Raw genomic sequence first — 16,247 nt, forward strand, 5'->3', positions numbered from 1 at the left:
GACGGGCGGATGAGCGACCGGGAGGTCGCCTACTTCAACGCGCTCGATCCGCACGCGTCGTACACCACCAAGGAGTGGGAGTTCGAGGCGCGCTCGAAGTTTCTGCGCCGGCTGTCGATCGCGCTCATCGTCCTCGTCATGGCCATCCACATCTGGGTCGGCTTCACGGTGGATATCGAATACACGGGCGCGACGATCACCACGCTGGATAAGTGGGCCTTCCCCGGGGTGGGGCTGATCATCTCCGTGCTCATCTGGTTCGCGCTGAACCGGCCGCGCATCCGGGCGAACTCTGACGGGGTGGAGGTGCGCAACATCATCGGCACCCGCTTCTACTCCTGGTACGTGATCTACGGCCTGTCGTTCCCGCAAGGCTCCCGCATGGCCCGCCTCGAGCTGCCCGAGTTCGAATACGTGCCCATCTGGGCGCTGCAGTCCGCCGACGGGGCGCACACGATCCAAAAGGTCAGCGAGTTCCGCGAGCTCGAGGCCAAGTACATGCCGCAGGATTAGCCGCTATGGCCGATCCCACCACGTATCGCCCGGCCCCCGGGTCCATTCCGACCGACCCCGGCGTCTATAAGTTCCGGGATGCCGACGGGCGCGTCATCTACGTCGGCAAAGCGAAAAACCTGCGGGCGCGTTTGTCGAACTACTTCCAGGACATCACCCAGCTGCACCCGCGCACCCGGCAGATGGTGCTCACCGCCGCCAACGTGGAGTGGACCGTCGTCACCAGTGAGGTCGAGGCGCTGCAGCTCGAGTACACCTGGATCAAGCGCTTCGACCCGCGGTTCAACGTCATGTACCGCGACGACAAGACCTACCCCATGCTCGCGGTGAGCGTGGGGGAGAAGATCCCGCGCGCGTACTTCTACCGCGGCCCGCGGCGCAAGGGCGTGCGCTACTTCGGGCCCTACTCGCACGCCTGGGCGGTGCGCGAGACGCTGGACTCGCTGACCCGCGTCTTTCCCATGCGCACCTGCTCCCGCGGCGTGTACAAGCGCCACGAGCAGCTGGGGAGGCCGTGCCTGCTCGGCTATATCGACAAGTGCGCCGCCCCGTGCGTCGGGAGGGTCGACGAAGACGAGCACCGCGAGATCGTCGACGGCTTCGTCTCGTTCATGAGCGGGCGCACCGATAGGCTCGTGAAGTCTTTGAAGCAGAAGATGCAGGACGCCTCGGAGGCCTTAGAGTTCGAGCGGGCCGCTAAGCTGCGCGATGACCTCGGAGCGATCAACAAGGTCATGGAACAGCAGGCCGTGGTGTTAGGCGATGCCACCGACGCCGACCTCATCGCGTTTTATACCGACGAGCTCGAGGCCGCGGTGCAGATCTTCCACGTCCGCGAGGGGCGCATCCGCGGGCAGCGCGGGTGGGTCGTCGAAAAGGCCGGCGAGCAGGCCGGCTTCGAGCCCATCGAGGAGGGCGAGCCCGACCCGGCGATCGGGGAGCTCATGCAGAACTTCCTCGTGCAGTTCTACTCGGATGCCATCGAGCGCGAGAAGGTCGACGGCCGCGACAGCGTGAGCCGCCGCGGGGTGGACAACTACTCGGAGTCCGAGCGCTTCCACAAGGTGTTGCCGCGCGAAATCCTGGTCCATGACCTGCCGACGGACGTCGAGGAGGTCACCACCATCCTGCGGGGCTTAAGGGGCGGGCCCGTGGACCTGCGCGTGCCGCAGCGCGGGGACAAGCGCTCGCTGATGGACAACGTCGAGCGCAACGCCAAGGAGATGCTCAAGCAGCACAAGCTGAAGCGCGTGGGCGATCTCACGGCGCGCTCGGCGGCGCTGGCCGATATCCAGGAAGCCCTCGGGATGGAGGAGTCGCCGCTGCGCATCGAGTGCACGGACATCTCGCACATCCAGGGCACGGACGTGGTCGCCTCCCTCGTGGTCTTCGAGGACGGCCTGCCGAAGAAGTCCGACTACCGGCGCTATCGCATCAAGGAGGCCGCCGGCGACGGGCACTCGGACGACGTCGCCTCGATCGCCGAGGTCACCCGCCGCCGCTTCCGCCGCTATCGCGACGACAAGCTGTCGCACCCCGAGGAAGACGACACCGTCTTTTCGGACGAGAAGGTCACCGAGGAATCGACCGATAACCGGCGCTTCGCCTACCCGCCGCAGCTGTTCATCGTCGACGGCGGCGCGTCCCAGGTGAAGGCGGCGGCCGAGGTGTTCGATGAGCTTGGCATCGTCGACGTCACCCTCGTCGGGCTGGCCAAGCGCCTCGAGGAGATCTGGGTGCCGGGTGACGACGAGCCCGTCATCCTTCCCCGCAACTCTCAGGCGCTGTATTTGCTGCAGCAGATCCGCGACGAGGCCCACCGCTTCGCTATTAGCTATCACCGCCAGCAGCGTTCGAAGCGGATGCGGCGCAGCGAGCTCGACGGCGTGCCCGGCCTCGGCCCGGCACGGCGGGCAGATTTGGTCAAGCACTTCGGCTCGGTGAAGAAACTCAAGGCCGCCAGCGTCGACGAGATCACCGAGGTGCGCGGATTCGGGCCGAAGCTGGCCACCGAGGTTTATGACCACCTGCACAAAACCTGAAAGAACCCTCTAGAATGGGTGCCATGACTGCGACCGAGCCGCGCTTTGAAACGGATCCCGTGTTGATCACCGGCATGTCCGGTAGCGGCCTGTCCAGCGCAGCCCGGGTCTTCGAGGACAAGGGCTTCTACGTCGCCCACAACATTCCCGCCCAGATCATGGTCGATCTCTTCGAGTTGTGCGCGTCCGAGAATTCGCCCGTCGATAGGCTCGCCGTGGTCACCGACGTGCGCACCCGCATGTTCGAGGGCAGCCTGCTCGAGGTCCGCCACCAGCTGCGGGAGCGCAACATGGCGCCGACGATGCTGTTCATGGACGCCCGCGATGACGTGCTCATCCGCCGCTTCGACAGCGTGCGGCGCACCCACCCGCTGCAGGGCGGGGACAGCCTGCAGGACGGCATCGAGCGGGAGCGCCGCGCGATCGCCGACGTGCGGGCGAACGCCGACATCGTCATCGACACCTCCTCGCTGTCGATCCATGACCTGCGCCGAGCCATCGAGGCCAGCTTCGGTGACAGCTCACGCGACAAGCCGCACGTGACAGTCAAGTCCTTCGGCTTTAAACACGGCGCCCCGCTGGATATTGACCTCATGCTGGATGTCCGTTTCCTGCCGAACCCCTACTGGGTCCCCGAGCTGCGCGACTACCGCGGCATCGACCAGCCGGTGGCCGACTACGTGTTGTCCCGCCCGGCGGTCGACGGCTTCATCTCGCGTTTCGAGGACATGTTCGAGACCATGCTCGACGGCTATCGCCACGAGGGTAAGAACTTCATCACCGTCGGGGTAGGATGCACCGGTGGACACCATCGCTCTGTCGCGATCGCCGAGGAAATCGGCCGACGCCTGGCAACACGCGGAGACCTCGAGGTCAACGTGCTGCACCGCGACATTGAGCGCCACTGACCCTCTTTAAGGGAAAGGTTTGCACTCTATGACTGACACCAGCCTTATATCCGTCGCCTCCCTCGGCGGCGGTCACGGGCTCTACCAGACGCTCAAGGCGGTCCGCCTGGCCGGCCCGGCCAACCTCACCGCGATCGTCACGGTCGCCGACGACGGCGGCTCCTCCGGGCGCCTGCGCCGCGAGCTCAACCAAATCCCGCCCGGGGATCTGCGCATGGCGTTGGCCGCGCTTGCCGACGACGCCGACACCCCACAAATGTGGGCACAACTACTCCAGCATCGCTTCGGGGGCACCGGGGCGCTGGCCGGGCATGCCGTGGGCAACCTGCTGCTGGCCGGACTGACGGAGCTGCTCGGCAGCGAGCAGCAGGCGCTGGATACGGTCACCAGCTTGACGAATTCGGCGGGCCGGGTGCTGCCGATGGCGCTCGAGCCGCTGGAGATCGAGGCGGATGTCTCCGGGCTTGCCGACGACCCGCGCGTGATGAATACGGTGCGCGGCCAGGTCGCCGTCGCCACGACGCCGGGCACCGTGCGCCGCGTCCGCCTCATCCCGGAGCGCCCGCGCGCGAACCCGGCGGCCGTCGAGGCGCTGCGCAAGGCGGACCTCATCACCCTAGGGCCCGGCTCCTGGTTCAGTTCGGTCATCCCGCACTTGCTCGTGCCCGAGCTCGTCGAGGCGATCAACGACTCGTCCGCGATGGTCGTAGTAGTGCTCAACTTGTCCGCCGAGGCGGGCGAGACCTCCGGCTTCAACAACGAACGTCACCTGCACATGCTCTTCCAGCACCGCTCTGATCTGCGGATCGACCGCGTGCTGGTTGATGAAACCGTCCTCGGCAGCGACACCGACCGCCGCTATCTCGAGCGCGCAGCCGCGAACCTCGGCGCCGGCGTCGTCTACGCTGACCTGCGCGCACAGGGTGAGAGCGGCGAACTCCTCGACATCCACGATCCCGAGAAGTTGTCAGCCGCCCTCAAGCGGGTCTACCGCGGTAGCTAGAATGATCCTGATCCCAGCAGGAAACCGGAGAAAGGGTGGCCGAGGGGCGTGTCACTGACAGAAAAGGTCAAAAGCGAGCTAGTCGAGGTCGAGGTAGCGCGCCAGTCCGCCCGCGCGGCGGAGGCGGCCGCCCTCCTGCGTTTCGCCGGGGGTTTCTCGACCCACGGCCGCGGCGTGCTGGTGGAAGCGGAGCTGGATAACCGCGTCGTCGCGGAGCGCCTGCGCTCCTACCTCGACGAGCAGTTCACGGTGACCACGTCGCTGCACACGATCGGACCCGGCGGCACCCGCAAGACCACGCGGCATCTGCTGCAGGTCACCGAAGGTGGCGACGAAGTCATCCGCCGCCTCGGCCTGATCACCAGGGGAGGGGTGCCCGTCGTGGGCCTGCCGCCGCAGGTCATCTCGGGTGGTGTCGCCGACGCCGAGGCCGCCTGGCGCGGCGCCTTCCTCGCCCACGGCAGCCTGACCGAACCGGGCCGCACGTCTTCGCTCGAGGTCGCTTGCCCCTGCGCGGAGGCCGCGCTGGCGCTCGTGGGCTGCGCCCGCCGTCTCGGTATCTCGGCGAAGACCCGCGAGACGCGAGGCATCGACCGTGTCATGGTCCGCGACGGCGACGGCATCGGCGCACTGCTGACCCGCATGGGCGCGCAGAAGGTCCGCCTCGAGTGGGACGACCAGCGCCGCAAGCGTGAGGCCCAGTCCGGGGCGAACCGCCTGGCCAACTTCGACGACGCCAACCTGCGCCGCTCCGCCCGCGCGGCCGTGGCCGCCGCCGCGCGCGTGCAGCGCGCCATGGAGATCCTGGGCGACGACGTCCCCGAACACCTCGCCGAGGCCGGCCACCTCCGCGTCACCCACCGCCAGGCCTCCCTCGAGGAGTTGGGCCGGCTTGCCGATCCGCAAATGACCAAGGACGCCGTGGCCGGCCGGATCCGGCGTCTGCTCTCCATGGCCGACAAGCGTGCCGAAGAGCTCGGCATCCCGGATACCAGCGCCGCCGTCAGCGAGGACCTGCTCGGGGAGTAGGGGGCTGGGGTTTCGTGCTGGTGCGCTTTGGGTTTCGCGCTGGTGCTTGCATGTTGCGTTAGCGCTGGTCGAAAGGAGTTGCTCCTAAAGGAGTCCAGCGCGGTCGAAAGGAGGAGTCCTTTCTATGAGGGTGATTTCGACCAGCGTTAGCGTGGTATGCAGGATCGGCGTGCGGGACGTCAGGCGTCGACAGTCATTCGCACCACCAGTCACGCCTTCCTCAACAATCTCGTCCGGAGCTCATCACATTCGCTTCGAGCATCCGCGTACTCGCCTGGTCGAAAACAGCCACCCCTAAAGGAGTCCTGGTTTCGACCTCGCGAGAGCCCTTTCTATGAGGGTGATTTCGACCAGCGATAGCGCATCATGCGAACGCAAAGCGAACCCGCACCAAAAGCAGGCCACAGCCAGCCTGGCGCCTCAGTAGCCATACGCCCCCATACCGCGCTCACGCTGGTCGAAAGGGCCACCATAGAAACGAGTCCCGCAAGTCGAAAGGGCGCTGTTTTCGGACTCCTTTCGTCGCCGTGATTTCGACCAGCGATAGCGCATCATGCGAACGCAAAGCGAATCCGCACCAAAAACCCAAACCAGACCGCGCCACCCACCCCAGCCCTTTCGCCCGCAAAACGATGCCTCTGCACCGGCGGAGTGAACTCGGTAGAATCGGTTGCTGTAAGGGAGCTGCGCTTCACGGAGTAGCCCCCGGACTCACAGGAACTCGACCACTGAGGAGAACGACAGTGACCACCCGTGTTGGCATTAACGGATTCGGCCGCATTGGCCGCAACTTCTTCCGTGCTGTGCTGGAGCGTAGCGAGGATCTCGAGATCGTCGCAGTCAACGACCTGACCGACAACAAGACCCTGTCCACCCTGCTGAAGTTCGACTCGATCCTTGGCCGCCTCGGCCGCGACGTCGAGTTCGACGATGAGTCCATCACCGTTGACGGCAAGCGCATCGCCGTCTCCGTGGAGCGCGACCCCAAGGATCTGAAGTGGGGCGAGCACGACGTTGACATCGTCATCGAGTCCACCGGCATCTTCACCGATGCCACCAAGGCTAAGGCGCACATCGACGCCGGTGCCAAGAAGGTCCTCATCTCCGCCCCGGGTAAGAACGAGGACGCCACCTTCGTCTACGGCGTCAACCACGAGGACTACGATCCGGAGAACCACCACATCATCTCCGGCGCATCCTGCACCACCAACTGTCTGGCCCCGATGGCGAAGGCCCTGAACGAGGCCCTCGGCATCAAGCACGGCCTGATGACCACCATCCACGCCTACACCGGTGACCAGCGCATCCACGACGCCCCGCACAAGGACCTGCGTCGTGCCCGCGCTGCCGCTCAGAACATCGTCCCGACCTCCACCGGTGCCGCCAAGGCCGTGGCCTTGGTCCTGCCGGATCTCAAGGGCAAGCTGGATGGCTACGCTCTACGCGTGCCCACCATCACCGGCTCCGCCACCGACCTGACCTTCACCGCCGACCGGGAGACCTCGGTCGAGGAGGTCAACGAGATTATGAAGAAGGCCGCCGACGCGGACGAGACCGGCGCTCTCGGCTACACCGAAGAGCCTCTCGTCTCCACCGACATCATCACCGACGATCACGGCTCGATCTTTGACTCGGGCCTGACCAAGGTCATCGGCGACCAGGTCAAGGTCGTCGCCTGGTACGACAACGAGTGGGGCTACACCTGCCAGCTGCTGCGCCTGACCGAGCTGGTTGCCTCCAAGCTCTAAGGCTTTAGTCCCTCACCCGCGTGGCCCGGGGTGTGCCTCGGCACGCCCCGGGCCTTTCGCCATCCGCACCCATCGACCGCGATACCGAAGGAAACACTATGTCCTACGCAACCTTGAAGGATCTGCTCGACGAGGGCGTCGAGGGCCGTCACGTTCTCGTGCGCTCCGACTTCAACGTCCCCCTCAACGACCAGCGCGAAATCACCGACGCTGGCCGCATCACCGCCTCGCTGCCGACCCTGAAGGCGCTTCTCGACGGCGGCGCCAAGGTCATCGTCACCGCCCACTTGGGTCGCCCGAAGGGGCAGGTCAACCCGGATTACTCCCTGGCCCCGGTCGCTGAGGCGCTCTCGGAGGCCCTGGGCCAGTACGTCGCCCTAGCGTCCGACGTGGTCGGCGAAGACGCCCACGAGCGCGCCAACGGCCTGACCGAGGGCGAGATCATGCTCGTCGAAAACGTGCGCTTCGATCCCCGCGAGACCTCGAAGGACGAGGCCGAGCGCGGCGAGTTCGCCGACCAGCTCGCAGCCCTGGCCGCCGACAACGGCGCCTTCGTCTCTGATGGTTTCGGTGTGGTGCACCGTGCGCAGGCGTCGGTGTACGACGTCGCTAAGCGTCTGCCCGCCTACGCCGGCAACCTGGTGGAGAAGGAGCTGGAGCGGCTGAACCAGGTCGTCGAGAAGCCGGAGCAGCCCTACGTCGTGGTGCTCGGTGGCTCGAAGGTCTCCGACAAGCTCGGCGTCATCGAGGCGCTGGCCGGCAAGGCCGACAAGATCCTGATCGGCGGTGGCATGTGCTACACCTTCCTCACCGCGCAGGGGCACAACACCCAGTCCTCCCTCCTGCAGGAGGAGATGGTGGATACCTGCAAGGACCTGCTGAAACGCTTCGGCGACAAGATCGTTCTGCCCGTCGATCTGCTCGCCGCCAGCGAGTTCGACTCCGAGAAGGCCGAGCTCAAGACCGTCGATCTGGACGGCATCCCCGAGGCCTGGCTGTCCACCGACATCGGCCCCGAGTCGGTGAAGAAGTTCGCCGAGGTCCTCGCCACCTCCAAGACCGTGTTCTGGAACGGCCCGATGGGCGTGTTCGAGCAGGAGGCCTACGCGAAGGGAACCGAGGGGGTCGCCCGCGCGATCATCGACGCCACCCGCAACAACGGCTCCTTCACCGTCGTCGGCGGCGGCGACTCCGCGGCCTCCGTGCGTACCCTGGGCCTCGACGAGGACGGCTTCAGCCACATCTCCACCGGCGGCGGCGCCTCCCTGGAGCTGCTCGAGGGCAAGGACCTGCCCGGCGTGGTCGTCCTGACCCGGTAGTACACGCACATCCACTAGCACGAAGGGAAACCCCATGGCACGTACCCCGCTGATCGCCGGCAACTGGAAGATGAACCTCGATCACCTGGAGGCGATCTCCACGGTGCAGAAGTTCGTCTTTACCCTGCCGAAGGAGTACTACGAGAAGGTCGACGTGGCGCTGACCGTCCCGTTCACCGACCTGCGCTCCATCCAGACCCTCGTCGAGGCCGAGAAGTACGACCTCACGTTCGGCGCCCAGGACGTCTCCGAGCACGAGAAGGGCGCCTACACCGGCGACATCTCGGCCGGCATGCTGGCGCGTCTGGGCTGCTCCTGGGTCGTCGTCGGGCACTCCGAGCGCCGCGAGCACCACGGTGAGACCAACGAGCAGGTCGCGGCGAAGGCCGCGGCGGCGCTGAGCAAGGACATCAGCCCGATCATCTGCGTCGGCGAGCCGCTCGAGGAACGCGAGGCCGGCAACCACGTCAGCTTCGTCACCGAGCAGACCCGCGCCTCGCTGGGGGGTCTGAGCACGGAGGATCTCAAGAACACGGTCATCGCCTACGAGCCGGTTTGGGCGATCGGCACCGGCAAGTCCGCCTCGGCCGCCGATGCCCAGGTAGTCTGCAAGGCGATCCGCGGCCTGGTGGCTGAGCTTGCCGACGACTACGTCGCCAACAACATGCGCATCCTCTACGGCGGCTCGGTCAAGACCGACACGATCGCCGACGTCATCACCCAGCCGGATGTCGACGGCGGCCTCGTCGGCGGCGCCTCCCTCGACGGCGAGGAGTTCGCGAAACTCACCGCCGCCGCGGCCCAGGCGGTCTGACGATAAGCACGCCTACTCGTGTAAGATGAAGCGCTAGCTTCCTGCCAACGTCGACTAAGGACAAAGAGGTCACACCCTGATGGTTCTCACGCTGCAGATCGTGCTCGTCGTCATCGCCGTGCTGATGACCGTGTTCATCCTGCTTCACAAGGGCAAGGGTGGCGGCCTGTCCAGCCTGTTCGGCGGCGGCGTGCAGTCGAACCTGTCGGGTTCGACGGTGGTGGAGAAGAACCTGTCGCGCTACACCGTCGTCATGGCGCTGATCTGGGTTGTGTGCATCGTCTCGCTCAACCTGATCACCGCCCTGACCTAGAGCCCGGCGACTAGAGCTCCGCGGCGGCGTCCTCGGTGACATAAAGCACCGTCTCTTGGCGCCCGCGCGCCCCAGCGGCCGGCCACCCCACGGGATCCGATTCCCGGAGGATGTGGCCGGCCGCTTCTGCTTTCGCGGCACCCGAGACCAACAGCCACACCCTTTCGGCGGAGTTGACCGCCGGCAACGTCAGCGTGACCCGCTCTGCCGGCGGCTTGGGGGAGTGGTACTCGGCGACGACGAGCTCGTCGCGCTCACGCACGGCGTCAGTGTCCGGAAACAGTGTGTTGATGTGGCCTTCCGGGCCCATCCCGAGCAGGTGGATATCGAAGCCCTCGGGGGCGTGTTCTGCCAGCAACTGCCGGTAGGTGGCCACGGCTTCCTCCATCCCCAGCTCGCCGAGGTGGTAGCCGTGGATGCGTTTTTCGGGGATACCGACGCCGTCGAGAAGCGCCTCGCGGGCCTGGCCCTCGTTGGATTCCGGGTGGCTGACGGGCACGTTGCGTTCGTCGCCGAAGAAGACGTGGATGTTTTCCCAGTCGATGCGCTCGGCGAGACTTGCGATCTTGCGTAGCGTCTCGATGCCGGCGCCGCCGCCGGTGAGCACCACCCGGGGCGTGCGCCCGGCGGCCTGGAGATCGCTGACAACGGAGACGAAACGTTCGGCGACGCGGGTGGTCAGATCTGCGGTGTCGGTGCAGCGGGCTACGGAAACCATCGGGAAGGCCTTTCTGATCGGGAAAACTCAGGAGGTGACGGTGACCTCGCGGATCGCAAAGAGCGCAGAGGCATAGGCGAGGTCAGGATCGAGGTGGCGCAGCTCCTCGGCGAGGCAGTCGGCGGTGGAGCGCTGATCCATCGCCACCTGCGCCGGCGGCTGGCCCGGGACGCGCACCCGGATGGTGCGGCTAGCGGTGGCCTCGATGACGACGGCACCGCTTGCACGGTTGATGGTAGTGGAGTAGATGGGAAACAGCTCGGGGTTTTCTTGCTTGGCGACGACCCGCTCGACCGGCACCCCCAAACGATTGGCCAACCAGCCCGCGGCGATGTCCACCGAGGGGTCGCGCGAGCCGCAGATGGTTACGCTGTCGATCGCGTCGTGCGGCGGGCGATCCACGGCGGAGGCGAGGATGCCGCGCCAGCTCGTGATCCGCGACCACATCATGTCGGAATCGCCGGGCCGGTAGCTGGCGGTGAGTCGCTGGAGCGCGGCGCCGTCGAGACCCTCGCGGGTGTTGGTGATGCGGCGCTGCGCGATCTCCCCGATGGGGTGCGCGCTGGGATCCTCCGGCGCCTGGGTCGGCCACCACGCGACGATCGGGGTGTCCGGCAGCAGCAGCGGCGTCACCAGGGAGGCGGGGTGGTCGGCCATGGCGCCGTGCAGGGTCATCACGACGGTCTCGGAGGCGCCGGAGTCGCCGCCGAAGAGGACTTTGGCGTCGAGAAGCGAGTCCTGGCTGTCGTGATTGGACAGCACCACCAGCACGCGTGAGGGGTGCTCGTGGGAGGCATCGCGCACGGCGGAGAGGATGGCGTCGATGTCGTCGCCGGCGTCGGCGACCACAATCAGCGTGAGCACGCGGCCGGTGGCCATGGCGTAGTCCTCCTGGTGTTTGACCAGGGTCTTGGAGATGGTGCGCGTGGTGGTATGCGGCAGGGTGATGATCACGTCCGACGTCTACCTTTCTCGTGTCAATCAGGGACGACGCCAGGTGCGTCCGTCGCGGGCGAGCATGTCGTCGGCACTGCGCGGGCCCCAGGTGCCGGCCGGGTACTCATCGGGGCTGCCGTGATGTGCCCAGTACTCGAGGATGGGATCGAGGATGGCCCAGCTGAGCTCGACCTCCTCGTTGGTGGGAAAGAGGCTCGACTGGTCGAGCAGCGCGTCCAAGATGAGACGCTCGTAGGCCTCGGGGGACTGCTCTGTGAAGACTTCGGAGTAGGAGAAGTCCATGTTGACGTCGCGGACCTCCATGGTGGAGCCCGGCACCTTCGAGCCGAAGCGCATGAGCATGCCCTCGTCCGGCTGCACGCGGATGACCATGGCGTTTTCCCCCAGCGAGGCGGTATCGAGCGCGCCGAAAGGTTGGTGCGGGGCCTCCTTGAACACGATCGCGATTTCGGTGACGCGCCGGCCTAGGCGCTTACCGGTGCGCAGGTAGAAAGGCACCCCGGCCCAGCGGCGCGACTGGATCCCTAAGGTCATCGCCGCGTAGGTCTCGGTCTGGGATTCGGGATCGAAGCCCTCTTCCTCGCGCAGGCCGACGACCTGCTCGGAGCCCTGCCAGCCCGCGGTGTACTGCCCGCGGGCGGTGGTCTCCGAAAACGGGGTGATCGGGCTCGTCGCGCGCAACACCTTGACCTTTTCGTTCTGCAGCTCGCGCGGCGAGAAGCTCACCGGCTCATCCATCGCGACGAGCGCAAGCAGCTGGATGAGGTGGTTCTGGATGACATCGCGGGCCGCGCCGATGCCGTCGTAGTAGCCGGCGCGGCCGCCGAGGCCGATGTCTTCGGCCATGGTGATCTGCACGTGATCGACGTAGTGCGCGTTGAGCAGCGGCTCGAACATCTGGTTCGCGAAGCGCAGCGCCAGGATGTTCTGCACCGTCTCCTTGCCCAGGTAGTGGTCGATGCGGAAGACGGCCTCTTCCGGGAAGACCGCGTTGACCACCTCGTTGAGCTCGCGGGCGGAGTCCTGGTTATGGCCGAAAGGCTTCTCGATGACCACCCGCCGCCAACTGTCCCCGTGGCCTTCGGCCATGCCGGTGCGCTGCAGCTGGTGGCAGACATTCGAGAAGCTCTCCGGCGGAATCGAGAGATAAAACGCCCAGTTCGCGCCGGTGCCGCGGGTGGAGTCGAGCTCCGTCAAAGTTGCTGCGAGCCGGTCGAACGCGGCGTCGTCGTCGAAGTTGCCACGCACGAAGTGCAGCCCCTCGGCGAGCCGAGCCCAGACGTGCTCGTTGAAGGCCGTGCGGGCGCCGGCGCGGACCGCCTCGAGGACATAATCTTCGAAGTCCTGTTTGCTCCACTCGCGGCGGCCGAAGCCGACCAGCGTGAAGCCTGCGGGCAGAAGGCCCCGGTTGGCGAGGTCATAAATGGCGGGAAGCAATTTACGACGGGCCAAATCACCAGTAATGCCGAACAACACCATGCCGGAGGGCCCGGCGATGCGCGGCAGACGCTTGTCGTGCTCCGCGCGCAGCGGATTCGACCAAGTCTCAGAAGTGGGCACGAAAAAGACTCCTTTGGGGACAGGAAACACCACCCGAGCATAGTGCCCGGGTGGCGTGTACGCGTCAGTGGTGCGCTACAGGCGCGAGCCCATGGACTCCAAGAGATCGGACCAGGCGGTCACGAACTTCTCGACGCCCTCGGTCTCCAACACGCTGACCACATCGTCGAGATCGACGCCGGCCTCGCGCAGCGCCGCGAAGACCTCGTGGGCATCGTCGGCGCTCTCGCTGAGGGTATCGCCGTGGAGGCCGCCGTCGGCAAGCACCGCATCCAGGGTGTTTTCGGGCATGGTGTTGACGGTCTGCGGGCCGGCGAGCTCGGTGACGTACATGGTCTGCGGGTACTCCGGGTTCTTCACTCCGGTCGACGCCCACAGCGGGCGCTGCACGTTTGCGCCTTCGGGCAGGCTGTCCTTGCCGAACCCGCGGAGGAACTCCGTATAGGCGAGGCGGGCATTAGCGATGCCGGCCTTGCCGCGCAGGGTGAGCGCCTCGTCGGTGCCGATCTCCTCGAGGCGCTTGTCCACCTCGGTGTCCATGCGTGAGACGAAGAAGGAGGCCACGGAGAAGATCTTCGAGACGTCCTTGCCGGTGTCTGCAGCGCGCTGGATGCCCTCGCGGTAGGCCGCGATGACCTCGAGGTAGCGGCCGACGGAGAAGATCAGGGTGACGTTGACGGAGATACCCTCGGCGAGCGCGTCGGAGATCGCTGGCAGGGACTCGTCGGTCGCCGGGATCTTGATCATGACGTTCGGGCGATCCACCTTCGACCACAGCTCGCGGGCCTGGATGAGGGTGGCCTCGCGGTCGGCGGAGATCCGCGGGTCGACCTCGATGGATACTCGGCCGTCCTCGCCGCCGGAGCGGGAGAACTCCTCGGCGAAGATGTCGCAGGCATCGCGGACGTCGTCAATGCTCATGGCGTACACGGCGTCCTCGACGGCGGTGCCGGCGGCCTTCAGCTCGTTGATCTGTTCGTCGTAGGCGGTGCCGGCGGTCATGGCCTTGGCGAAGATCGCCGGGTTCGTGGTCACTCCCACGATCGACTTCTTTTCGATCAGCTCGGCGAGGTTGCCGGAGGTGATGCGCTCGCGGGAGAGATCGTCGAGCCAGGTGGAGGTTCCCAGCTCGTGCAGTTCATCAATGGTGCTCATGGGTACTCCTAGCGATTCAGGGTCTGGTGGGCGGCCTCGACGACGGCGTCGGCGGTAATCCCGAACTCCTCGAAGAGGGTGGCGAAAGGCGCGGACTCGCCGTAGGTCTCCAGCGCAACGTTCTCACCGCGATCGCCGGTGTAGCGGTGCCACGGCTGCGCGATGCCGGCCTCGACGGAGACGCGGGCGGTCACCTCGGAAGGCAGCACGGACTCGCGGTAGTTCTCGTCCTGGGCCTCGAACCACTCGAAGCACGGCATGGAGACCACGCGGGCCGCGGTGCCCTCGGCCTCGAGGGTCTGAGCGGCGGCGGCGGCCAGCTGCACCTCCGAGCCGGTGGCCATGAGGATGACATCCGGAGTCTCCTTCGAGGACTCCACGAGCACATAGGCACCGCGGGCGACGCCCTCGCGGGCAAGCTCGGCGGTCTTCTCGAGCACCGGCACGTTCTGGCGGGTCAGCACGAGCGCCTTCGGCGAAGGCTCGGCTTCGAGAGCGGCGGCCCAAGCGGCCGCGGTCTCGTTGGCGTCGGCCGGGCGGATCACCGACAGCCGCGGGATCGCACGCGCCGCGGCGAGGTGCTCGATCGGCTGGTGGGTCGGGCCGTCCTCGCCGAGGCCGATCGAGTCGTGGGTCCAGACGTAGTAGACATCCGACTTCATGAGCGCACCCAGGCGCACAGCCGGGCGCATGTAGTCGGAGAACACGAAGAACGTCGCGCCGTAGGGGCGGGTCGGTCCGTGCAGGGCGATGCCGTTGAGGATCGCGCCCATAGCGTGCTCACGGATACCGAAGTGCAGGTTGCGTCCGTAGGGATCCATCTCGAACATCTCGGTCGAGCGGGCCTTCGGGCCGAAGGACTTAGAGTCCTTGATGATCGTGTTCGTGGAACCCGCCAGATCGGCGGAGCCGCCCCAGAGCTCGGGCAGGGTAGCGCCGAGGGCCTGCAGCGCGGCCTGGGAGGCCTTACGGGTGGCCAGGCCCTTCTCGTCCGGCTCCCAGGTAGGTAGCTCGGCATCGAAGTCGGCGGGAAGCTCGCGGGCGACCAAGCGATCGAAGAGCTTCTTGGCCTCCGGGTTCTCCTGCGCCCAGCGCTCGAAGCGCTCGTTCCACTGCCGGTGGTACTCGGCACCGCGCTCGACGAGGCTGCGGGTGTGCTTGATGACCTCGTCGTCCACCTGGAAGGAGCGCTCCGGGTCGAAGCCCAGCACCTCCTTGGTGGCGGCGACCTCGTCCTCGCCCAAAGCGGAGCCGTGGGAAGCACCGGTGTTCATGGCGTTCGGGGCCGGGTAGGCGATGACGGTGCGCACGCGGATGAACGACGGGCGGTCGGTGACCTTCTGCGCCTCGGCGATCGCCTTTTCGATGGCGACGACGTCCTCGCCCGACTCGACCTCCTGGACGTGCCAGCCGTAGGCCTCGTAGCGGGCCGCGACGTCCTCGGTGAAGGTGATGTCGGTGTCGTCCTCGATGGAGATCGAGTTGTCGTCCCAGAAGACGATCAGGTTGCCCAGCTGCTGGGTGCCGGCGATCGACGACGCCTCGGAGGTCACGCCCTCCTGCACATCGCCGTCCGAGGCGATGACGTAGATGTAGTGATCAAACGGCGACTCGCCCGCCGGGGTGTTGGGGTCGAAGAGGCCGCGCTCTCGTCGAGAAGCCATGGCCATGCCGACGGCCGAAGCCAACCCCTGGCCAAGGGGGCCCGTGGTGATCTCGACACCGTCGGTGTACTTGTACTCCGGGTGGCCCGGGGTCTTCGAACGGTAGGTGCGCAGCGCCTTGAGATCCTCCAGCTCTAGGCCAAAGCCGCCCAGGTAGAGCTGGATGTACTGCGTCAGCGAGCTGTGGCCCGGGGAGAGCACGAAACGGTCGCGGCCAGTGAACTCGACGTCCGCGGGGTCGTGGTTCATCGTGCGCTGGTAGAGCGTGTAGGCCAAAGGAGCCAGGGACATGGCGGTGCCGGGGTGACCCGAGCCGGCCTCCTGGACGGCGTCTGCGGCGAGCACTCGGATGGTGTCGACGGCACGCGTATCGACGTCGCTCCAATCCTCCGGGTAGCGGCGGACGGTCTTGGCCTTCTGCTCTTCAGTCAGGGACACGGATAACCTCACTTGTTCACTCGGTCTTAATGTCGGTTCCCATCGTAGCTATTCCACCCGCCGCGG

General features: G+C 66.4%; 14 protein-coding genes. 9 read left to right on the forward strand and 5 right to left on the reverse strand.

Features of this window, described 5'->3' with window-relative positions:
• Positions 1 to 9 precede the first annotated feature (9 nt).
• The 9 genes from C3B44_RS05320 to secG all read left to right on the forward strand — a co-directional run bounded on the left by C3B44_RS05320 (position 10) and on the right by secG (position 9,689).
• A complete protein-coding gene (locus C3B44_RS05320) occupies positions 10 to 513 on the forward strand; it encodes a PH domain-containing protein (RefSeq protein ID WP_108431463.1) in 504 nt (167 codons plus the stop codon).
• A 5-nt stretch (positions 514 to 518) separates the two neighbouring features.
• A complete protein-coding gene (gene uvrC / locus C3B44_RS05325; protein WP_108431464.1) occupies positions 519 to 2,555 on the forward strand; it encodes an excinuclease ABC subunit UvrC in 2,037 nt (678 codons plus the stop codon).
• Positions 2,556 to 2,569: 14 nt separating this feature from the next.
• Positions 2,570 to 3,463 carry an RNase adapter RapZ gene (gene rapZ / locus C3B44_RS05330; RefSeq protein ID WP_108431465.1) on the forward strand — a complete coding sequence of 298 codons (894 nt, stop codon included), beginning with the start codon at positions 2,570 to 2,572 and terminating at the stop codon, positions 3,461 to 3,463.
• Positions 3,464 to 3,491: 28 nt separating this feature from the next.
• Positions 3,492 to 4,466, forward strand: a complete 975-nt coding sequence (locus C3B44_RS05335) for a gluconeogenesis factor YvcK family protein (RefSeq protein ID WP_108431466.1) — start codon at positions 3,492 to 3,494, stop codon at positions 4,464 to 4,466.
• Positions 4,467 to 4,520: 54 nt separating this feature from the next.
• Positions 4,521 to 5,495: a DNA-binding protein WhiA gene (whiA, locus tag C3B44_RS05340; RefSeq protein ID WP_108432572.1), complete on the forward strand. Its 975-nt coding sequence runs from the start codon at positions 4,521 to 4,523 to the stop codon at positions 5,493 to 5,495.
• A 743-nt stretch (positions 5,496 to 6,238) separates the two neighbouring features.
• The gene (gap, locus tag C3B44_RS05345) at positions 6,239 to 7,243 is read left to right on the forward strand and encodes a type I glyceraldehyde-3-phosphate dehydrogenase (protein ID WP_108431467.1); all 1,005 of its coding nucleotides are present in this window, start codon (positions 6,239 to 6,241) and stop codon (positions 7,241 to 7,243) included.
• Between the two features lie 98 nt (positions 7,244 to 7,341).
• Positions 7,342 to 8,562 carry a phosphoglycerate kinase gene (locus C3B44_RS05350; protein WP_108431468.1) on the forward strand — a complete coding sequence of 407 codons (1,221 nt, stop codon included), beginning with the start codon at positions 7,342 to 7,344 and terminating at the stop codon, positions 8,560 to 8,562.
• Between the two features lie 34 nt (positions 8,563 to 8,596).
• Entirely contained in the window at positions 8,597 to 9,376 is a 780-nt protein-coding gene (gene tpiA / locus C3B44_RS05355; protein WP_108431469.1) for a triose-phosphate isomerase, read from the forward strand.
• Positions 9,377 to 9,455: 79 nt separating this feature from the next.
• Positions 9,456 to 9,689 (forward strand): preprotein translocase subunit SecG, encoded by a 234-nt coding sequence (gene secG, locus C3B44_RS05360; RefSeq protein WP_108431470.1) that lies wholly within the window; start codon positions 9,456 to 9,458, stop codon positions 9,687 to 9,689.
• Positions 9,690 to 9,699: 10 nt separating this feature from the next.
• Here secG and pgl read toward each other — a convergent pair whose 3' ends face one another.
• The 5 genes from pgl to tkt all read right to left on the reverse strand — a co-directional run bounded on the left by pgl (position 9,700) and on the right by tkt (position 16,181).
• Positions 9,700 to 10,407 carry a 6-phosphogluconolactonase gene (pgl, locus tag C3B44_RS05365; protein ID WP_108431471.1) on the reverse strand — a complete coding sequence of 236 codons (708 nt, stop codon included), beginning with the start codon at positions 10,405 to 10,407 and terminating at the stop codon, positions 9,700 to 9,702.
• 27 nt (positions 10,408 to 10,434) lie between these two features.
• Positions 10,435 to 11,361 (reverse strand): glucose-6-phosphate dehydrogenase assembly protein OpcA, encoded by a 927-nt coding sequence (locus tag C3B44_RS05370; protein ID WP_108431472.1) that lies wholly within the window; start codon positions 11,359 to 11,361, stop codon positions 10,435 to 10,437.
• Positions 11,362 to 11,388: 27 nt separating this feature from the next.
• Positions 11,389 to 12,924: a glucose-6-phosphate dehydrogenase gene (gene zwf, locus C3B44_RS05375; protein ID WP_108431473.1), complete on the reverse strand. Its 1,536-nt coding sequence runs from the start codon at positions 12,922 to 12,924 to the stop codon at positions 11,389 to 11,391.
• A 75-nt stretch (positions 12,925 to 12,999) separates the two neighbouring features.
• Positions 13,000 to 14,079 carry a transaldolase gene (gene tal / locus C3B44_RS05380; protein WP_108431474.1) on the reverse strand — a complete coding sequence of 360 codons (1,080 nt, stop codon included), beginning with the start codon at positions 14,077 to 14,079 and terminating at the stop codon, positions 13,000 to 13,002.
• Positions 14,080 to 14,087: 8 nt separating this feature from the next.
• Positions 14,088 to 16,181 (reverse strand): transketolase, encoded by a 2,094-nt coding sequence (gene tkt, locus C3B44_RS05385; RefSeq protein ID WP_108431475.1) that lies wholly within the window; start codon positions 16,179 to 16,181, stop codon positions 14,088 to 14,090.
• Positions 16,182 to 16,247 lie beyond the last annotated feature (66 nt).

The organism is Corynebacterium yudongzhengii (genome assembly GCF_003065405.1).
GTDB lineage: Bacteria > Actinomycetota > Actinomycetes > Mycobacteriales > Mycobacteriaceae > Corynebacterium > Corynebacterium yudongzhengii.